This is a genomic window from Peptoniphilus senegalensis JC140 (assembly GCF_000321025.1).
In the GTDB taxonomy this organism is placed as follows: domain Bacteria; phylum Bacillota; class Clostridia; order Tissierellales; family Peptoniphilaceae; genus Peptoniphilus_A; species Peptoniphilus_A senegalensis.
Genome location: NZ_HE610718.1, coordinates 534,287 through 551,886 on the forward strand (window position 1 = coordinate 534,287; position 17,600 = coordinate 551,886).

The following is a 17,600-nucleotide window of genomic DNA, read 5'->3' on the forward strand; positions in this document are numbered from 1 at the left end:
TATAATATTTTTATGGAAATTAAGTATATGAAAAAGGCAATCCACTATGCAAAGCACTCACTTTTATCAGATGATGTGCCTATTGGATGTGTAATCGTAAAAAATGATAAAATAATTGGCTATGGCTACAATAAAAAGGAAGCCCTTCACTCTCCTCTTGCTCATGCAGAAATTATGGCTATAAATATGGCGTCAAAATTTTTAAGTTCTTATCACTTGGAAGACTGTGATATCTATGTAACTCTCGAGCCTTGCCTTATGTGTGTAGGTGCAATTTTAAATTCTCGCATAAAAAATTTATATTTTGGTGCCAGAAACAAAAGGTTTGGTGCAGTTATTTCTCACCAAAAAATAGAAAAACTCATAACTAATCACGAGATAAGTTATGAGTTTGGTATCTTGGAAAGAGAATGTGCAAATTTAATAACTGACTTTTTCTCAGAGCTTAGGAAGAGGTCTAAATAAAAAGGCAGCATTTGTTTGCAAAAAGTCTAATATAAATTTATCGTAATTATTTTTCGTAACTATGGCAATTATTATGCCAAGGATGGCACCAATAATTACATCACTGGGATAATGGACAAAGTGATAAATTCTAGATATGGCAATTAAAATTGCAACAACTAGGAAAAATATTCCCATGCCCTTAAAGTAAAAGTAAATAGTTAAAGCGGCCGCAAAGGATGAAGATGCGTGACCTGATGGAAAGGAAAAATCTGTTGGATTTTTTATCAAAAGCTCAACTTTTGAAATCCATGAAGGTCTCTTTCTCTTTAAAATATTTTTTAAAAGTAGATTGCATATTATGCCATTAAAAATTAAGGCAAGGGCAATGTTAATGCTCTCAATTCTAAATCCAAGGTAAAAGAGTATAAATGTAGTGAAGAGCCAAATTGCGCCCCCTGTCCCCAGATGTGTAATTGCAATCATGTATCTATTTAATGTATCAGTCCTTATGCCAAGTAGCCAATTTAAAAATTTTTTATCCATTTGCACCTCTTATGAAAAAAGGCCTATCACTAGGCCATATTTTACATTCTGTTTTCGTTGTCAACCCATTCTTTTGCTTCTTCAACAGAATTTTCAGTTGGAATTTCAATTCCAGTTTCTGGATCTTTTCCTCTAGTTTTAGCATAAACATCAGAATCTGGTCTGTTTTCTGAATTTATTTGTTTTTGTTGATCCATATTTGCTTTCATTTGTTTCTTTTTTGCATCAGAAAGAGTTTTTGAATTTTCAATTAAATCTTTTTCTTTTTTATTGTCTGTCATATTTTCCCTCCATTAATCAATAATAAAACATTCTTAATATTATATTAGTACAAAGAAGTATCAATTTCAATTCATTTAAATAAAGTATTATAATATTTTGAATAAATTGTTTAAGTCATATTTTTTGGGTAAAAATAATATATTAAATCAATAATAGGAAGTGTTAAATATTGAAAGTTATTTTTGATAATTTAGGCGAGTATAAAAAGCACGCACTGCTCTCGCCTTTTTTTGTTTTGTTAGAAGTTTTAATGAATGCAGCAATTCCCTTCTACATGACAAAAATTATAGACGAGGGCATACTTAAAAATTCAAGTGAACGCATAGTAAAGTACGGAATTATTTTGTTAGTTTTTGCGACAATATCTATTTCTGCTGGTATAATATCTGGCTATCTTGCAACAAAGGCATCAAGTGGTCTTGCAAAAAATATGCGTTATTCTATGTTCGATAATATTACAAAATTTTCCTTTGAAAACATGGATAAGTTTAAGAGAGGCACTCTTATAACGAGAATGACTACTGATGTGCAAATGGTACAAATGGCATTCCAAATGACTATAAGAATGGCAATAAGATCTCCTCTCACTCTAATTTTTTGTTTCATAATGAGTTTTAAACTTTCAAAGGAACTTGCACCAACCTTTGTTATTATAATTCCACTTATTAGTATTGGCATGGGTCTAATAATAAAAGGAGCCTATCCAATTTTTGAAAAAGTTTTTAAAATCACTGACAAATTAAATACAGATGTGTCTGAAAATTTATCTGCAATTCGAGTTGTAAAGTCCTTTGTTAAAGAAGATAAGGAAATAAAAAAGTTTAACGATATTTCTGATGAACTTCAAAATAACTACATCAAAGCATCAAAACTTCTTGCGTTTTCAAATCCTCTAATGAACTTTTCAACTTATCTCATGACTATTTTAATTGCTTGGCTTGGAAGTCACTATATTGTTGCTGGCAATATGTCTACAGGTGCTCTTACAGGGCTTGTAACTTATGCAATTCAAATTCAGATTTCTCTTATGATGCTTTCAATGATTCTTGTACAAATTACTATTGCTAGAAATTCCATAAGAAGAATTAATGAAGTAATAGAAACTTCTCCAAGCATTGTTAGCCCAGAAAATCCAGTTAAAAATGTAAAAAATGGCGAAATTGTTTTTGACCATGTCTACTTTTCTTATTCAAAAGATTTGGACAAGGCAGTTTTGAAGAATATAAATTTAAAAATAAATTCTGGCGATTATGTTGGCATAATTGGACCAACTGGTTCGGGCAAGTCCACCCTAATAAGTTTAATAGCAAGGCTCTTTGATGCAGGTAGTGGAGCTGTATATGTGGCAGGAGAAAATGTTAAAGATTACGATTTAGTTTCTTTAAGAGATGAGGTTTCTGTCGTCCTACAAAAAAATCAACTCTTCACTGGAACTCTTCGCGAGAATTTAAAGTGGGCAAATGAAAATTTAAGTGATGATGACTTAAAGGAGGCACTTTACATTGCATCTTGCGATGATTTTATTGATGTAGAAAAAGATTTAGATATGGATGTGCAAAGAGGTGGCACAAACTTTTCTGGTGGTCAAAAGCAAAGAATTTCCATTGCTAGGTCTCTTTTGAAAAACCCAAAAATTTTAATCATGGATGACTCAACTTCTGCTCTTGACAACAAAACTGAAGAAAAAATAATTGAATCTTTAAATAAACTTAGACCTGACATGACAAAAATTTTGATTTCACAAAAGATAAAGTCACTGAAAAATACTGACTACACCCTTGTAATGGATGCTGGCGAGATTGAATCAATTGGCACTCATGAAGATCTAATTGCAAATAGTCCAATCTATAAAGAAATTAATGAAACTCAAGAAAGTGACGGTGATTTTGATGCAAAAGAATAAGGCAAAGATTACATCTAAAGAAAATAAAGCTGCTGCAAAAAAATTATTTTCATTTATTTTTAAAAGGCACAAATTTAAACTCCTTGCAGTTTCTATAATGGTAATAATTTCATCATTTGCCACAATTTCTGTTTCCCTATTTATGAGATTTTTAATTGATGACTATGTACTTCCACTCTTAAAAATGGACCTGCCTGACTTCTCAAACTTGCTCTTTTTGTTAATAAAAATGGGAATATTTTTGTTGCTTGGAGTTCTTTCATCTTTTGCGTACTCAAGAATAATGGTAAATATCTCTGAAAATACTCTTGGCGACATGAGAAAAAAGATGTTTAAAAAGATGCAAGCTCTTCCAGTGTCTTATTTCGATAAGAAAAGTCACGGCGATATTATGTCCTACTACACAAATGATGTAAGGGCACTGGGCGATATGATTGCGCAATCATTTCCTTCTTTTGTCTCTTCTATGATGACAATTATCATGGTTCTCGTTGCAATGTTTTCGCAATCCTTTTTGTTGTCACTTGTAATAATTTTTACAGTGGGACTTATGATTTTTGTCATGAATGTAATTGGAGGCAAGTCTTCACATTATTTTATGAATCAACAAAATTCACTTGCAAAAACTAATGGCTACCTCGAAGAGATGACTGACGGCTTAAAAGTTGTAAAAGTTTTTAATCATGAAGATGTAGCTCGAGAAGATTTTAGAGTAATTAACGATGAATTAATGAATAACACAATGATAGCAAACAGATTGGGACTATTTTTATTCCCAATGATTTTTGGAATTGGAAACTTCCAATATATTTTATTTGCATTAGTTGGTGGACTAATGGCTGTTTCTGGAAAGTATGGAATAACTGTTGGTATAGTTGCCTCTTTCTTGCAACTATCAAGAACTATAACTGGTCCCATGGGACAAATCGGTGGCAATATAAATTCTGTTGTCCTTGCCCTTGCAGGAGCAAGAAGAATTTTCGACTTTTTAGAAGTTGAGCCAGAAAATTATTCAGGCGATGTGGAAAAAGTTATTAGAGAGATTGATGGAGAAGAAAAATATTTTTGGCATGACTTAAATACAGATGAGTACAGAGAGCTTTTGGGCGATATAAGATTTAATGATGTTTCTTTTTCCTATGATGGCAAAAATAAAGTTTTGAAAAATCTAAATCTCTACGCTAAACCAGGACAAAAAGTTGCCTTTGTTGGTGCAACTGGTGCAGGAAAAACTACAATCACAAATTTGATCAACAGATTTTATGACATTGACAGTGGCGAAATTACCTTTGATGGCATTGACATTAAGAGAATAAAAAAAGCTGACCTACGTTCATCTCTTGGCATGGTATTACAAGACACCCATCTCTTTACTGGCACAATTGCAGAAAATATAAATTATTCTGTAGATGACCTGGACATGGATAAAACTATTGCCGTTGCAAAGAGAACTAACGCTCATGACTTTATAAAGAACCTAGAAGATGGCTACGAGACTCTTATCACTGGATCAGGCGGCGAGCTCTCCGAAGGACAAATGCAACTTCTTTCCATTGCAAGAGCAGAAATATTTAATCCGCCAGTTATGATCCTAGACGAGGCCACATCATCTATTGACTCCCGTACAGAAAAGATCGTCCAAGAGGGTATGGACGAAATCATGAAGGGCAGGACAACTTTTGTCATAGCCCATAGGCTCTCCACAATTATGAACTCCGATGTAATAATAGTTCTTCAAAATGGAGAAATCGTAGAAAGAGGCGACCACAAAGATTTGCTAGAACAGAGAGGAATTTATTACAAGCTCTACACAGGTGGCTTTGACGAATAAATTTATATATAAAACAAGGTGCTGGATTTTTCCAACACCTTATTTTTTTAGAAATCTCTATTGTTATAATTCTTTTCAGAAATCTTTATTGATGAAAAAATTATAATTATAAAAATTAATAAAAATACTCCAAAACTTGTAACTTTATTGTTCTCTATTGCTGACAAAACTTTTTTACTTGTTTCGTCAAAATAACTTCCTAAAAATCCTAAAATTCCAATTATTATAACTGGTATTAGATAAATTGTCCTCCCCTTTGTGTATCCATATTTAAAAAATATTGGATATTGAATGCAAATCATAATTATATAAACAAGAAAATATGATGTATAAATTAATAATATATTTCCCATTTCAAGATTTTTAGATAAAAATAAAGATAATAGTGTAAATATAAGTCCAATTATTACTGCAAATAAAAATAAAATTATTGCAAATATATATCTTCCAAATACAACATCTCTATTCTTTATTCCAAAAATTTTATATAAAGCATCTAATCCAGCTTCATCTCCAACTAAAAAAGGATAAGATGAATAAATTATAGCAAATATTAGGGGCATTGAAATTGCTATGGCTGGGTTTTTGCTCACAACAAAATAAAAGCAATATAAAAAAATCATTATAATTAAATTTTTTAAAGTAAAATAGGGCACTATTGAAATGTAATCTAACTTTATTATTTTTTTAATATCTTTCATTTTTTCCTCCCATATAAAACTAAAATTTTATTTATGTCTGGCTTTTCAACAATTAATTCTTCTGGAATTTTTCCTCTCTCAATATTTTTTACAAGGGCTTCAAAGGAAGTGTCACTTGTTTTTATGCCAAGAAGATCAAAGTCTTTCAAAAGATCTCTATCTTCTGCTCCGCCCATTAAAACAAAATATTTTTCCAAAAAGTCTTCTTTACTAGAGTCCTCAACAATCTTTCCATGGTCGATAAAAATAATATAGTCAGCAATTCTGTCTAAATCTTCTGTTATGTGTGTTGAAAAAAGCACTGTGTTATTTTCATCTTCCACAAATTCCTTTAACATATCTGTGAGTTCATCTCGCATACTTGGGTCAAGCCCACTTGTTGGCTCATCTAAAATTAAAAGATTTGCCTTGTGAGAAAGCGCAATTGAAAACATGAGCTTTATTTTCATTCCGCGAGATAATTCTCTAACTTTTTTATTTTTTTCAATGCCAAAATTTTTGATGTATGTGAAAAATTTCTCTTGGTCCCAATTTTCATAGCCACACTTCATTGCATCATTTACCATGGAAATTTTCCAGTCCTTGGCAAGAAAAGATTCATCCATAATTACTCCAACATCTTGAAGGTAATTTAAGTTTTTTGCATCTTCGCCGTCGATAAAAATTTCTCCATCGTAATTTATTAAAGACAAGAGTGATTTTATTGTAGTTGTCTTTCCCATTCCATTTTTCCCAATAAATCCAGTGATAAATCCCTTTTTTATATCAAAGGAATTTTCCCCAAGGACAAAATTGTCATAAGTTTTTTTCAAATTTCTAACTTCAATTTTATTTGTCATAATCCACTCCCTCATTGTAAAAAAATTCAAATAATTCTAAAACTGTCTTTTTGTCTAAATTTAGCTGGATAGACAAATTTATTGCCTCTTGCAAATGCTCTTCTAATTTCTTTTGAAGTTCTTCCCTTTTTACTTCAGAGTCTTTAGCTGCGACAAAAGTGCCAAGTCCCTGTCTCGATTCAACAAAGCCCTCTTCCTCCAACTCATCGTAAGCTTTTTTAACTGTCAAGATGCTTACCTTTAAATCTTTAGAAAGAGTCCTCACAGAAGGAAGCTGTTGGCCTTCAGAAACTTTATTTTTTAAAATATTTTCTTTAATTGCATTTTTTATCTGCTCGTAAAGAGGAACAGCAGATCCATTTATTAAAATAATTTTCATTTTGCCTCCTTGTTATATAACACTATATAACAGTCTATAACACTTGTCAATTTGTTTTTTATAAATTTTTATTTGCAAGTTTATTATTAAATTTTGGTATAATGAGAAAAAAGGAGGTCGCCTTGAAAAAGAAAAAGATAATTATGATACTTATTTTATTGCTTATTTGTATTCCAATTTTATACAGCTTAAATACAAAAAATCCCCCTGGCACTAATGTGTCCAGCGAGTTTAAAGATGCTGACTGTAAATTTTTATATGATTTAACTTATCTTAAAGATGGCAAGAGAATTTATGAGCAGGAAATTTTTAAGCGCGAGATGGAAACTATAAAAAATGCCGAAACATTTCTCATGATTGATTTTTTCCTCTACAATGACGAGTATGACAAGTCCATGGACTTTCCAAATCAAGTGGAAGAGATGACGGACCTTTTAGTGGCAAAGAAAAAAGAAAATCCTGACATGCCAATTTTATTTGTAACAGATCCTATAAATAATTTTTACGGTGCTTATGAAGAAAATAATTTAAAGAAGCTTCGTGAAAATGGAATTGATGTCCTAGTCACTGACTTAAATAAAATGCGCGACTCCAACCCTCTTTTATCTGGAGGCTACAGAGCCTATGTCAAGTGGTTTGGAACAAGCGGTAGTGGCTGGATAAAAAACTTTTTTGACAAGGACGGAGAAAAAGTTAATGTGAGGTCAATTTTAAAGCTGGCAAACTTTAAGGGCAACCACAGAAAAGTTGTCATTTCAGAAAAGGAAGCCATAGTTGCCTCTGCAAACCCACATGACCCTTCTGCTTATCACTCCAATGTTGCCTTGGTCTTTCGCGGCAAGGCCATGGAAGATTTGATTAAGTCTGAATCTATATTTTTTGACAATTTACCTGATGTTATAGAAAATTTTAAGGCAGAAGAAGTAACTTCTCCTTACAAATTAAAAGTTATAAGTGAAGGAAAAATCTTTGATGAAATTTATAAAAATATAAAAGAAACAAAAAAGGGCGACGAAATAAAGCTTGGAATCTTTTATCTTTCTGAATTTAGGATTTTAAAAACCCTTGGCGAAGCAGCAGAACGCGGCGTCGATGTAAAAATTATCGCTGATTTAAACAAAGATGCCTTTGGTCTAGAAAAAAATGGGTCGCCCAATAGACCTGCCCTCTGCGAATTAAAGGAAGACTATCCAAAAATAAATATTCGCTGGTATCAAACTTCTGGGGAGCAGTTCCACACGAAATTTATTTATTTTAAATTCAAGGACAAAAATCCCCTTGCCATACTTGGCTCTGCCAACTACACAAGGAGAAACTTAGACAATTATAATTTGGAGACAAATCTGGCTCTTGAAATGGAAAAATCTTCTGAAATACCAAGAGAAATGGAAAAATATTTTGAAAGGCTTTGGAATAATGAAGGCGGAGACTACACTCTTCCTCTTGAAGATCATTATGAAAAGAGATTTTTCATGAGAATCCTCTGGAAAATTCAAGAAAAGACAGGCCTTTGTACCTGGTAAAATTTTAGACATTAAAAAATCACGGTAATTTCTACCGTGATCTTTTTTTATTTGTCTATTATATATTTTATCTCTGAAATTAAATCCTCATCTGATAAGAGGCAAGCCCCATCATATTTTCCAAGACTGCCATATAAAGAATAGTGAAATTTTTTTGTGTCTCTATCTCTTTTTGAGTCGTACATAAAAATTGTATCTTCCTTATTTTTATCCCTTAGTTTAATAATTAAACTTTGATAATCTGGGATAGAATCATAGCCATAGCCTGGATCTGTAGCCTGGCACTTTTCTAAAAGACTAATTATTTCTTTTAACTTTTCTTCATTATCCTTAGAAGAAAATATTTCTCTCGTAGTCATTTTTTCTTCATCTGCAATTACTTCCACGCTTAAAGATTCAAATTTATAAACTTCTCCAGTGGAAAATTTTATCTCGTGACTTTGGTCCTTCTTACAAGCTGTGAGAAAAATTAAGACTACTAACAAATAAAATATTTTTTTAAATTTCATATCACACCTACTTTGACAACTTGTTTATTATAGTGTTAATCTCCTCGATTTTCTCGTCAATTTCTTCCTGGCTCTTGGAGTAGGAGTCTTTGACACAGCCCCTTAGGTGGGCTGTCAGGACATCCTTATTTATATTTTTTAAGATGGAAATTGACGCCATAAGTTGGTTGGAGATATCTAGGCAGTACCTGTCATCTTCAACCATTTTTATAAGGCCATCAATTTGTCCCCTGACAGTTTTTAATTTTCTAAGCTGCACATCTTTTTCTGCTCTCATTTTTCTATTTTTGCAGAGTAACCTGCGCCTTCCACTGCCTTTACAAGGGAGTCATCTGAAACTTCTTTGTCCATTTTTACTTCTGCTCTCTTTTCTTCTAGCTTTACATCGGCTTCCCTTACGCCTTCTAGCTTTTCAAGTGCTTCTTTTACATGTGCTACGCAGTGCATGCAAGACATTCCTTCAACTTTTAAAATTTTTTCCATACTATCTTCTCCTTTATTTTTAATAATTTTATAACCTGCTTCTTCCACTGCTTTTTTTATTTCTTCAGCAGTGATTCCGCTATCGACAAATTTTACTGTGCCCTCTTCGTGGTTGGCAAGGACATTTTTTGCCTTGCCAGTTTTTTCTAGTGCTTCACTTACTCTTTTTTCGCAGTGCTCACACATCATGCCCTCTACTTTTATTGTAGTTAGCTTATTTTCTTCTTCAATTTTTACATTTTCTTCATGAAGATTTTTTTCCTTTTCATGAGTTTTTTCTTCCAAAGAACTTATACCCCTTGGCTTAAATCTTCTTAGCCTTAGTGCATTATTCACAACAAAAACTGAGGACATGCTCATGGCAAAGGCGCCAAACATTGGCGATAATTTTATTCCAAAGACTGGGAATAAGAGACCTGCCGCAAGTGGAATTCCAATTGTGTTGTAGAAAAATGCCCAGAATAAATTTTGCTTTATATTTTTTATTGTGGCGCTTGAAAGTTCAAGGGCAGAGACAACATCTAAGAGATCTGACCTCATTAAGACCACATCGGAAGACTCTATTGCCACATCTGTGCCGTGACCTATTGCCATGCCAATGTCAGCCTTGGCAAGGGATGGCGCGTCATTTATTCCGTCGCCAATCATGAGGACCTTGTCTCCAGATTTTTGCAAGTCATCAATTTTTTTATTTTTCTCATCTGGAAGTAGACCTGCAAAAGTTTCGTCCACACCAATTTCTCGCCCTATGGCTAAAGCTGTCTTTTTGTTATCGCCAGTTAGCATTATTATTTTTTTGCCCATGGCTTTTAAAAGAGCAATGGCATCTTTGGAGCTTTCCTTTGGAAGGTCCTTTACAGAAATTATTCCAATGACTTCACTTGCATTGGCAAAGTACATGGAAGTTTTGCCCTCTCCTGCAAGTTTTTCTGCCTTCCTTTCATAGTCCTTTATATCAATCTTTTCCTCTTCCATAAATTCTCTATTGCCGACAAAATATTTTTTGCCTCCTAAGTCTGCACTTAGACCTCTTCCGCTAACTGAATCAAAATTTTTTACCTCTGAAATTTTTATATTTTTTTCATCAGCATAATTTAAAATCGCAGTTGCCAATGGGTGCTGTGAATTTTTTTCAATTGATGCGGCAATTTTTAAAAATTCATCTTGGTCTAAGTCCGTAAATATGTCTGTAAGCTTAGGCTTGCCCTCAGTGATTGTGCCCGTCTTATCCATAACAATGGCATCAATCTTGTGAAGATTTTCCAAAACTTCTGCGTTCTTAAAGAGGAGTCCAAAGTCTGCACTTTTTCCCGTTGCCACCATAATGGAAACTGGCGTTGCAAGTCCAAGGGCACAAGGACAAGAGATTACGAGGACAGAAATTGCAAAGTTAAGAGCACTTTCAAAGCCGTAGCCAAGGCTCGCCCAAATTATAAAAGTAAGGGCAGAAATAATTAAAACTGCTGGCACAAAAATGCCTGCGATTTTATCTGCCAATTTTGCAATGGGAGCCTTGGATTCATTTGCCTGGTCAACTAATTTTATTATCTGAGAAATTGTTGTGTCCTCGCCAACTTTTTCTGCTATGAATTTAAAGGACCCCGTTGTGTTAATAGAGGCAGAGATAACTCTGTCGCCTACTGACTTTGAAACTGGAATAGATTCGCCAGTTACTGCAGATTCATCAAGGGAAGATGTGCCCTCAATAATTTTCCCATCAACTGCAACAGCTTCTCCTGGTCTTACCATTATTACATCGCCAACTTTTACATCTTCAATATTTTTTTGAACTTCTTCATTATTTTCAAGGACTGTAGCTGTTTTTGGCGCAAGATCCATTAATTTCGATAGAGAAGATCTAGTTTTGTTTTTAGATTTTTCTTCAAGATATTTGCCAAGAGTTATTAAAGTCAAAATCATGGCAGAAGATTCAAAGTACAAATTTTTTCTGTATACATCAACTAAATCCAAGTCGCCATGACCAAAGCCATAAGCCATCATATAAATTGCAAAAATCCCATAAATAAGAGCTGCAGCAGAACCTATGGCAACTAGAGAGTCCATGTTGGGCGCCCTGTTTTTTAGTCCCCTAAAACCAGAGATGTAAAAGTCTCTATTTATATAGACTACTGGTAGTGCCAAGAGAAATTGTGTGAAGGCAAAAATTATTGCCCCTTCTCTTCCGTGAAAAATCATAGGACTTGGAAGATGGACCATGTGACCCATGGCTACATACATAAGGATAAGCATAAAAACTAGAGAAGACACAAGTCTATTTTTTAAATGCCCTTCTCTGTCTTCTTTTTTATTTTCTCCTGAAATTTTTTCGCCAGCCACTTTGGCACCGTAGCCAATTTTTTCAACTGCACTAATTATTTTTTTATCATTAACTTTATTTTCATCGTAAGATACTTTCATTGAGTTGGTCATGAGATTTACATTTGCATCACTTACGCCATCAAGTTTTTTTACAGCCTTTGTGACATTGGCGACGCAAGATGCACAAGTCATGCCACTTACATCAAATTTCTTTTCCATATTACCTCCCACACCCCCTATGGGGTATTCTTCTTATTATAATAACACTGGGATTATTTTTTTACAAGTATCTGATAATAGTTCTTAATAAAAAAGAGCAGTCATAGCTGCTCTAATCAGTCCTTGTATAATAAGTTGCCCTTCCACTTCCATGTCTTTCAATTATATTTTTATTTACCAATTCTTTTAACGAATTTTCCACTGATGCCCTGCTAATTCCAGGCGTTAGCTCCATTATTTCGCTTTTTGTGAACTTGCCAATTTTTTTGTCTATGGCTATTTTAACTTGGTCAATGGCAGAAAGTTTTGTGTCAAAAATATTAACTCTGTCCTCAAAATCCCTGTAAGCAGCAAGTATTATTGCCAAAATATATTTTATGAAAGGGGTTGGATTTTCGGAATTTTCTTGCCAAGCTAGTCCGCTTTTTTCTAGAGCTTGATAATAATTCCCCTTAGTTTTTTCTATTTTTTCTTCAAGACTTATATATCTTCCAACAACATAACCCAACTTATATAAAAGCAAAGTAGTTAAAAGTCTTGACATCCTACCATTTCCATCGTTAAATGGGTGGATACACAAAAAATCGTGAATAAAAATAGGGATTAATATTAAAGAATTTACTTCTCTTTTGTCAATTTCTCTATTGTATTCTTGGCAAATTTTTTCTATTGCAAGAGGTGTTTCAAGTGGAGAAAGAGGCGTAAATCTTACAAAGCTTTCTCCATTTTTCTTAGTCTCTTGAATATAATTTTGAGTATTTTTAAACTTTCCCCCAATTGATTTATTTGAATATTTGTAGAGGTCTCTGTGAAGTTGTAAAATAATTTTTGAATTAATTGGAATGTAATCATATGACTCGTGAATCGTGGAAAGAACTTCTCTGTAACCAAGAATTTCTTCTTCATCTCGATTTTTTGGAGCAACTTTTTTCATGACAAGGTCTTTTATCCTTGAATCTGTAGTCCTTATTCCTTCAATCTCATTGGAACTTTGTGTGCTTTGTATTATGGCAAGCTCTACAAGATTTTCTAGGACTTTTGGCTTTTGACTCAAAAAAAGCTCTTGTCTTCCCTTATATTCGCTTATTTCTGAAATATAATTTAATATTTCAGCATCCCACTTTTTTTCTCTTAATTTACTGTAATCAAATTTTCGCATAAAAACTCCTTTATCTCCTAAATTATAGCATCTTTTAGGCGATAAATCTATTTTTAGGTGATAATTTTCATGGGAATAATAGCAAGCCAATCGGAATGATATAAATCCATCCTCGGAAGGATAGAAAATTCATAAGGGCAAAAAAATGGTCTAGCCAAAGGCTAAACCATTGAAAAATTTTTTAAATTATAAATTACATCTTAAATAAAATTTCGTTTTCGATGTAAATGTGTCTTCTCATGTCCTCGTCAAGTTCGCCCATGAGTTTGTTGAGCTCTTGTACTTCTGGCTCTTCTGCCTTCATTTTGTAGTCGCGAGTTAAATATTTTATTCTGTCAAAAAGTCCAATTGTCTTTTCGTGTTCTGCAAGAAGATTTTCAAAGTCTACATCTTTTCCTGCCAAGGCATCTTTAAATTCAAACTCTTCTTCGCTGGAAAAGTGGGAAACAAGTTCTGCCTTAATTAATAAAAGGACTTCGTAAATTACAAAAAGTTGTTCTCCTCTTTCTCTGTAATATTTTTTTATTGCTCCCCTAAAAATTTCGTCAATTTTTTCTGTTGTTGCCAGTTCATAAGGATGAATTTCATCAACGATGTAGTGAATGAGTTCTTCCTTACTCATCTTTCTAACTCTATCCATGTCCTTAAAGTCAGTTCTGCCTTCAAGTCTCTTTATAAAGGCATCACAATTTTCGCCAAGAGATTTTAAGGCATCTTCCAGACTTTCCATGGCTATAAAATCATATTCTGCACCAAGTTTTTGAAGTTCCTGTAAAACTTTTGGGTTTTCCATTACTGCAGCTTCAACTGTCATATTTCTTTCTAACATAATTCCTCCTAATTTTTAAGAGAATTTAAAAATCCTCTCACATCTTCCTCGCTAGTTCTATAATTTGTCACGAGTCTAATTATTGATTCTTTAACATTGTCTATTTCAAAAATATTTTCTTCTTTTAATTTTTCAATTTCCTCTGGACTTGACTTTATAAAAATTTGGTTTGACTCTCCAAAAAGTGGCTCTCTATCCATTTCCTTTAGTCCATCAACAAGAAGCCTTGACATCTCATAGGCTCTCTTGGCATTTTCATAGTATAAACCATCTTGGAATAGGACTTTAAAAGATAGACCAATTAAGAAAGATTTTGCCATCATTCCTCCTCTTTGTTTTAGATAATATCTAAAGTCCTTTTTCAAGTTTTCATCTAAAATAACTAGAGCTTCGCCAAAAATTGCACCATTTTTTGTTCCGCCAAGAGAAAAAATATGAGAATACTTTGCATAATCTGATAATTCGGTATTATTTGTAGCTATAGCATGAGCAATTCTCGCACCATCAATGTATAAATAGAGACCTTCTTCGGTGCAAACTTCGTAAATTTCTTTTAATTCATCAAGAGAATAAACTGTTCCAACTTCTGTAGTTTGAGAAATATAGACAACTTTTATCTTTACATCGACTTCGCCAGCTTGATTTTCTACTAAATCTTTTATTTCACTTGCCCTTAATTTGCCATCAGAACTTTTTATTGTCACAACTTTGTGTCCAGTTGCCTCAATAGATCCCGTCTCATGATGAGTTATGTGGCCAGTGGATGCAGACAAAACTGCCTCGTAGGGTCTTAGAGCAAAAGTAGTCGCCAAAATATTTGTGGCAGTGCCGCCAGAAACAAATTCAATATCAGCATCCTGTCCTATTTCCTTTAAAATTAATTTTCTGGCAGAATTTGAAATTTCATCAGTCCCGTATCCAGAAATTTTTTCGTCAAAAATTCTATTTATCTCTTCATAAATTTCTCTCGAACCAAAATCGCTATAATCATTTCTAAAATTATTCATAAGCCACCTCAACCTTTTCTTACCCAATATTATATATTAAATTTAAAAATTTTACCAAATAGGGTACAATAGGGAGGAGGTGTTTAGATGAACAGTCATGGAGCAAATGTTTTTGACATTGCAAAAAATAATGGCATAGAGATTAAAGACATAAGGGATTTTTCTTCGAATATAAATCCCCTTGGGCCTAGCAAAAAAGCTCTAGAGGAGCTAAAAAACAATTTGAATTTACTTTCAGCCTACCCTGATGTCGACTACATAGACTTGAGGCAGTCTATTTCAAATTATGTCAATTGTAATATTGACAATATAGTGCTAGGACTTGGTTCTACGGAAATTTTAAAGGATGTAATAAATTTTTTTGCGCCAAAAATTTCTATGATACTTTCGCCTTGCTACTCTGAATACGAAAACGAGCTAAAAAAAATAAATTCAGAAATAATAGAATACAATTTAGAAGAAAAAAATGATTTTAAAATTGATTTAGAAGACTTAATAAAATTAATAAGAGAAAAAAATGTTGAGTTCCTTGTCTTTGCAAATCCCAATAATCCAACTGGCACAATTTTAAAAAGAGATGACATAGAAAGGATTTTAGAAGAAACTGATGCAAAAATTTTAGTGGATGAAACCTACATAGAGTTCACAGATATGTCTATTTACTCTTCCACGAGCTTGACTAAAAATTATACAAATCTGGCAGTAGTAAGAGGAACATCAAAGTTTTTTGCCCTTCCCGGCATAAGACTTGGCTATGGACTTTCTTCAAATAAAAATCTTTTAAATTACTTTAGGGATAAAGAAGTCCTTTGGCAAATAAATTCTGTGGCAGAAATTTGTGGCAAGGTCATGTTCTCTGATGAGGAATATATTTCTCATGTTTTTTATTTCATGACTACTAGAAGAGATTACATCTTTCATGAACTTTCTAAAATAAAAAATTTAAAGCCCTACAAAAGTTTTGGCAATTTTATCTTAATAAAAATTTTAGATGGAATTAATGCAACAAAACTTAGAAATAGGCTTTTAGAAGATGGACTTGTCCTTCGCGATTGTAAAACTTTTAAAAATTTAGATGAAAATTTCTTTAGACTTTGCATCTTAGATGATGAAGCAAATGATAAACTTTTAAATAAATTAAGAAAAATTTACCAAGAGGTGAAGTAATGAAAAAAATAAAAAAACTTTTGATAAACTTGGTCTTAGTTCCAACACTATTGATTCCAAATATGACTTTTGCTGCTGTGGATGCTCCACTTGTCACTGAAGTTAAAATTGAAAATAAAAAAATAAAGGAAAATGAAAATACTTTAGACAAAAAAATTGAAGAAGCTCACGAAGTTAAATCTAAAAAAGGTGATATATCTAGTCAAAAAAGTCCAATATTTAGTCCTTGGGCAACAAAGGATTTAAACGATGCACAATTTATGGGACTTTATCCTGCAAAAAACTTTTTTGAAGGCAAAGATTTTACTAAAGCAACAACACTTGATGATGCCAAGCTTTCTTATAAGTTAGCAAAAGAAAAAATTGAAGAAAGAGGAATAGAAACTGCTGAAGATTTTAACTTCAAAGATTTATCTCGACTTGAAACTCTAAACTCAATTTCAAAGCTTCTAAATGATGAGAAATTTGAAATTAAAAATTTAAGAGATTCAAAAATATTTTTGGGTTCCGTTGATGAAAAATATCTAAATGAAAAAATTCCTCTACAAGAGATGCTTTCACTTTACAATCGTGCTGTAAATAAAGTTTTACAAGATAAAGGAAAAGTCTCAAAAGGATTTTTCTACGAAATAGAAAACAAGGGCAATAAGGTTTATATGCTTGGCTCAATTCACGTTGGCAAGTCTTCACTATATCCAATTGATAAAGACATTGTAAATGCACTAAAATCATCTGACAAGATTTATATGGAAATAGATTTGTCCAAGAAAGATGAAGCAAAAGCAATGCAAGAAAAAATCTATTATAAGGATGGAAAAACCTTGAAAGATGACCTAGGAGAAGACCTTTACAAAAGAGTTCTAAAAATCTTTGAAGTTTTTGGAATGACTGAAGACCATGTTAAAAAAATAAGACCATGGGCAGTTTATAACACCCTATCAGTTGATCCATCAGGTACTGCTGCAAATGCAAGTTATGGCGTTGAATCTTACTTTCTTGCCCTAAGTCTATTAAATAAAATTGAAATAGACGAACTTGAATCTATAAAATTTCAATCAGATCTTTTGTCAAACTTTGACAATGCCTCTTATATTAAGATGATTGAGGGACTCACTACTGAAATCGAAAACAATGGCTACAAAAATATAAATGCCGGACTCGACAATCTCTTAGACGCATGGACAAAGGGCGACAAAGCCAAAATGAAAAATATTTTATCTCAAGAAGGCGATGAAGCTTCAGAAAAATTTAACGAGGTTCTTTTAAAAGAAAGAGATAAGGGCATGGCAAAAAAAATAGACACTATGCTCAAAAAAGATGGAAAAAACACTTACTTCATCCTAGTTGGCTCAGCTCACTTAGTACCAGACAATTCAGTTACAGGAATATTAAAGAACATGGGCTATAAAGTTGTAGAAAAATAAAAATTTAAAATTTTGCAAAAATTATAAAAAAGACGA

The 17,600-nt window shown here is 32.8% G+C and carries 17 protein-coding genes; 6 read left to right on the forward strand and 11 right to left on the reverse strand.

Annotation, left to right across the window (positions count from 1 at the left end):
• The first annotated feature begins 27 nt into the window (after window positions 1-27).
• Window positions 28-465: a nucleoside deaminase gene (locus PTSHG_RS06990; RefSeq protein WP_019108180.1), complete on the forward strand. Its 438-nt coding sequence runs from the start codon at window positions 28-30 to the stop codon at window positions 463-465.
• Here the strand turns inward: PTSHG_RS06990 and PTSHG_RS06995 are convergent.
• Both PTSHG_RS06995 and PTSHG_RS07000 read right to left on the reverse strand, forming a co-directional pair.
• Window positions 439-990, reverse strand: coding sequence for a phosphatase PAP2 family protein (locus PTSHG_RS06995; RefSeq protein ID WP_019108181.1), 552 nt, complete (start codon window positions 988-990; stop codon window positions 439-441). The genes PTSHG_RS06990 and PTSHG_RS06995 overlap by 27 nt on opposite strands.
• Window positions 991-1,031: 41 nt before the next feature.
• Entirely contained in the window at window positions 1,032-1,271 is a 240-nt protein-coding gene (locus tag PTSHG_RS07000) for a CDIF630_02480 family spore surface protein (RefSeq protein WP_019108182.1), read from the reverse strand.
• Window positions 1,272-1,438: 167 nt separating this feature from the next.
• Between PTSHG_RS07000 and PTSHG_RS07005 the strand changes: the two genes are divergently transcribed.
• Together PTSHG_RS07005 and PTSHG_RS07010 are read left to right on the forward strand one after the other, a co-directional pair.
• Window positions 1,439-3,175 carry an ABC transporter ATP-binding protein gene (locus tag PTSHG_RS07005; RefSeq protein WP_026088864.1) on the forward strand — a complete coding sequence of 579 codons (1,737 nt, stop codon included), beginning with the start codon at window positions 1,439-1,441 and terminating at the stop codon, window positions 3,173-3,175.
• Entirely contained in the window at window positions 3,162-5,006 is a 1,845-nt protein-coding gene (locus tag PTSHG_RS07010) for an ABC transporter ATP-binding protein (protein WP_019108184.1), read from the forward strand. The genes PTSHG_RS07005 and PTSHG_RS07010 overlap by 14 nt, the downstream gene beginning before the upstream one ends.
• Before the next feature lie 47 nt (window positions 5,007-5,053).
• On the opposite strand, the gene PTSHG_RS07015 is transcribed toward PTSHG_RS07010, so the two are convergent.
• From PTSHG_RS07015 to PTSHG_RS07025, 3 genes are read right to left on the reverse strand one after another with little or no spacing between them, the layout of a single operon-like run.
• Window positions 5,054-5,707 (reverse strand): ABC-2 transporter permease, encoded by a 654-nt coding sequence (locus PTSHG_RS07015; protein WP_019108185.1) that lies wholly within the window; start codon window positions 5,705-5,707, stop codon window positions 5,054-5,056.
• A complete protein-coding gene (locus PTSHG_RS07020) occupies window positions 5,704-6,546 on the reverse strand; it encodes an ABC transporter ATP-binding protein (RefSeq protein ID WP_019108186.1) in 843 nt (280 codons plus the stop codon). Before PTSHG_RS07020 ends, PTSHG_RS07015 begins: the two co-directional genes overlap by 4 nt.
• Window positions 6,536-6,925, reverse strand: a complete 390-nt coding sequence (locus tag PTSHG_RS07025) for a GntR family transcriptional regulator (RefSeq protein ID WP_019108187.1) — start codon at window positions 6,923-6,925, stop codon at window positions 6,536-6,538. Before PTSHG_RS07025 ends, PTSHG_RS07020 begins: the two co-directional genes overlap by 11 nt.
• Before the next feature lie 122 nt (window positions 6,926-7,047).
• Here PTSHG_RS07025 and PTSHG_RS07030 point away from each other — a divergent pair, with 122 nt between their 5' ends.
• Complete coding sequence (locus PTSHG_RS07030; RefSeq protein ID WP_019108188.1) at window positions 7,048-8,448, forward strand: phospholipase D family protein; 1,401 nt, start codon at window positions 7,048-7,050, stop codon at window positions 8,446-8,448.
• 47 nt (window positions 8,449-8,495) lie between these two features.
• On the opposite strand, the gene PTSHG_RS07035 is transcribed toward PTSHG_RS07030, so the two are convergent.
• From PTSHG_RS07035 to PTSHG_RS07060, 6 genes are all read right to left on the reverse strand, one after another.
• Window positions 8,496-8,957 (reverse strand): hypothetical protein, encoded by a 462-nt coding sequence (locus tag PTSHG_RS07035; RefSeq protein WP_019108189.1) that lies wholly within the window; start codon window positions 8,955-8,957, stop codon window positions 8,496-8,498.
• Window positions 8,958-8,964: 7 nt separating this feature from the next.
• A complete protein-coding gene (locus tag PTSHG_RS07040; RefSeq protein ID WP_019108190.1) occupies window positions 8,965-9,234 on the reverse strand; it encodes a metal-sensing transcriptional repressor in 270 nt (89 codons plus the stop codon).
• Window positions 9,231-11,978 carry a heavy metal translocating P-type ATPase gene (locus PTSHG_RS07045; RefSeq protein ID WP_019108191.1) on the reverse strand — a complete coding sequence of 916 codons (2,748 nt, stop codon included), beginning with the start codon at window positions 11,976-11,978 and terminating at the stop codon, window positions 9,231-9,233. Before PTSHG_RS07045 ends, PTSHG_RS07040 begins: the two co-directional genes overlap by 4 nt.
• A gap of 112 nt (window positions 11,979-12,090) precedes the next feature.
• Complete coding sequence (locus tag PTSHG_RS07050; RefSeq protein ID WP_019108192.1) at window positions 12,091-13,137, reverse strand: Fic family protein; 1,047 nt, start codon at window positions 13,135-13,137, stop codon at window positions 12,091-12,093.
• 193 nt (window positions 13,138-13,330) lie between these two features.
• Window positions 13,331-13,966 carry a hemerythrin domain-containing protein gene (locus tag PTSHG_RS07055; protein WP_019108193.1) on the reverse strand — a complete coding sequence of 212 codons (636 nt, stop codon included), beginning with the start codon at window positions 13,964-13,966 and terminating at the stop codon, window positions 13,331-13,333.
• Between the two features lie 8 nt (window positions 13,967-13,974).
• Window positions 13,975-14,973, reverse strand: coding sequence for a threonine aldolase family protein (locus PTSHG_RS07060; RefSeq protein ID WP_019108194.1), 999 nt, complete (start codon window positions 14,971-14,973; stop codon window positions 13,975-13,977).
• An 87-nt stretch (window positions 14,974-15,060) separates the two neighbouring features.
• Between PTSHG_RS07060 and PTSHG_RS07065 the strand changes: the two genes are divergently transcribed.
• Both PTSHG_RS07065 and PTSHG_RS07070 read left to right on the forward strand, forming a co-directional pair.
• Window positions 15,061-16,140 (forward strand): pyridoxal phosphate-dependent aminotransferase, encoded by a 1,080-nt coding sequence (locus tag PTSHG_RS07065; protein ID WP_019108195.1) that lies wholly within the window; start codon window positions 15,061-15,063, stop codon window positions 16,138-16,140.
• Window positions 16,140-17,564 carry a TraB/GumN family protein gene (locus PTSHG_RS07070; protein WP_019108196.1) on the forward strand — a complete coding sequence of 475 codons (1,425 nt, stop codon included), beginning with the start codon at window positions 16,140-16,142 and terminating at the stop codon, window positions 17,562-17,564. The genes PTSHG_RS07065 and PTSHG_RS07070 overlap by 1 nt, the downstream gene beginning before the upstream one ends.
• The last annotated feature ends 36 nt before the right edge of the window (window positions 17,565-17,600 follow it).

Coding starts and splice junctions, on each gene's coding strand:
- PTSHG_RS07055 (WP_019108193.1), bottom strand. CDS start 13,966: ATGTTAGAAAGAAATATGACAGTTGAAGCTGCAGTAATGGAAAACCCA.
- PTSHG_RS07060 (WP_019108194.1), bottom strand. CDS start 14,973: ATGAATAATTTTAGAAATGATTATAGCGATTTTGGTTCGAGAGAAATT.
- PTSHG_RS07040 (WP_019108190.1), bottom strand. CDS start 9,234: ATGAGAGCAGAAAAAGATGTGCAGCTTAGAAAATTAAAAACTGTCAGG.
- PTSHG_RS07020 (WP_019108186.1), bottom strand. CDS start 6,546: ATGACAAATAAAATTGAAGTTAGAAATTTGAAAAAAACTTATGACAAT.
- PTSHG_RS07010 (WP_019108184.1), top strand. CDS start 3,162: ATGCAAAAGAATAAGGCAAAGATTACATCTAAAGAAAATAAAGCTGCT.
- PTSHG_RS07015 (WP_019108185.1), bottom strand. CDS start 5,707: ATGAAAGATATTAAAAAAATAATAAAGTTAGATTACATTTCAATAGTG.
- PTSHG_RS07045 (WP_019108191.1), bottom strand. CDS start 11,978: ATGGAAAAGAAATTTGATGTAAGTGGCATGACTTGTGCATCTTGCGTC.
- PTSHG_RS06995 (WP_019108181.1), bottom strand. CDS start 990: ATGGATAAAAAATTTTTAAATTGGCTACTTGGCATAAGGACTGATACA.
- PTSHG_RS07035 (WP_019108189.1), bottom strand. CDS start 8,957: ATGAAATTTAAAAAAATATTTTATTTGTTAGTAGTCTTAATTTTTCTC.
- PTSHG_RS06990 (WP_019108180.1), top strand. CDS start 28: ATGAAAAAGGCAATCCACTATGCAAAGCACTCACTTTTATCAGATGAT.
- PTSHG_RS07000 (WP_019108182.1), bottom strand. CDS start 1,271: ATGACAGACAATAAAAAAGAAAAAGATTTAATTGAAAATTCAAAAACT.
- PTSHG_RS07065 (WP_019108195.1), top strand. CDS start 15,061: ATGAACAGTCATGGAGCAAATGTTTTTGACATTGCAAAAAATAATGGC.
- PTSHG_RS07050 (WP_019108192.1), bottom strand. CDS start 13,137: ATGCGAAAATTTGATTACAGTAAATTAAGAGAAAAAAAGTGGGATGCT.
- PTSHG_RS07070 (WP_019108196.1), top strand. CDS start 16,140: ATGAAAAAAATAAAAAAACTTTTGATAAACTTGGTCTTAGTTCCAACA.
- PTSHG_RS07025 (WP_019108187.1), bottom strand. CDS start 6,925: ATGAAAATTATTTTAATAAATGGATCTGCTGTTCCTCTTTACGAGCAG.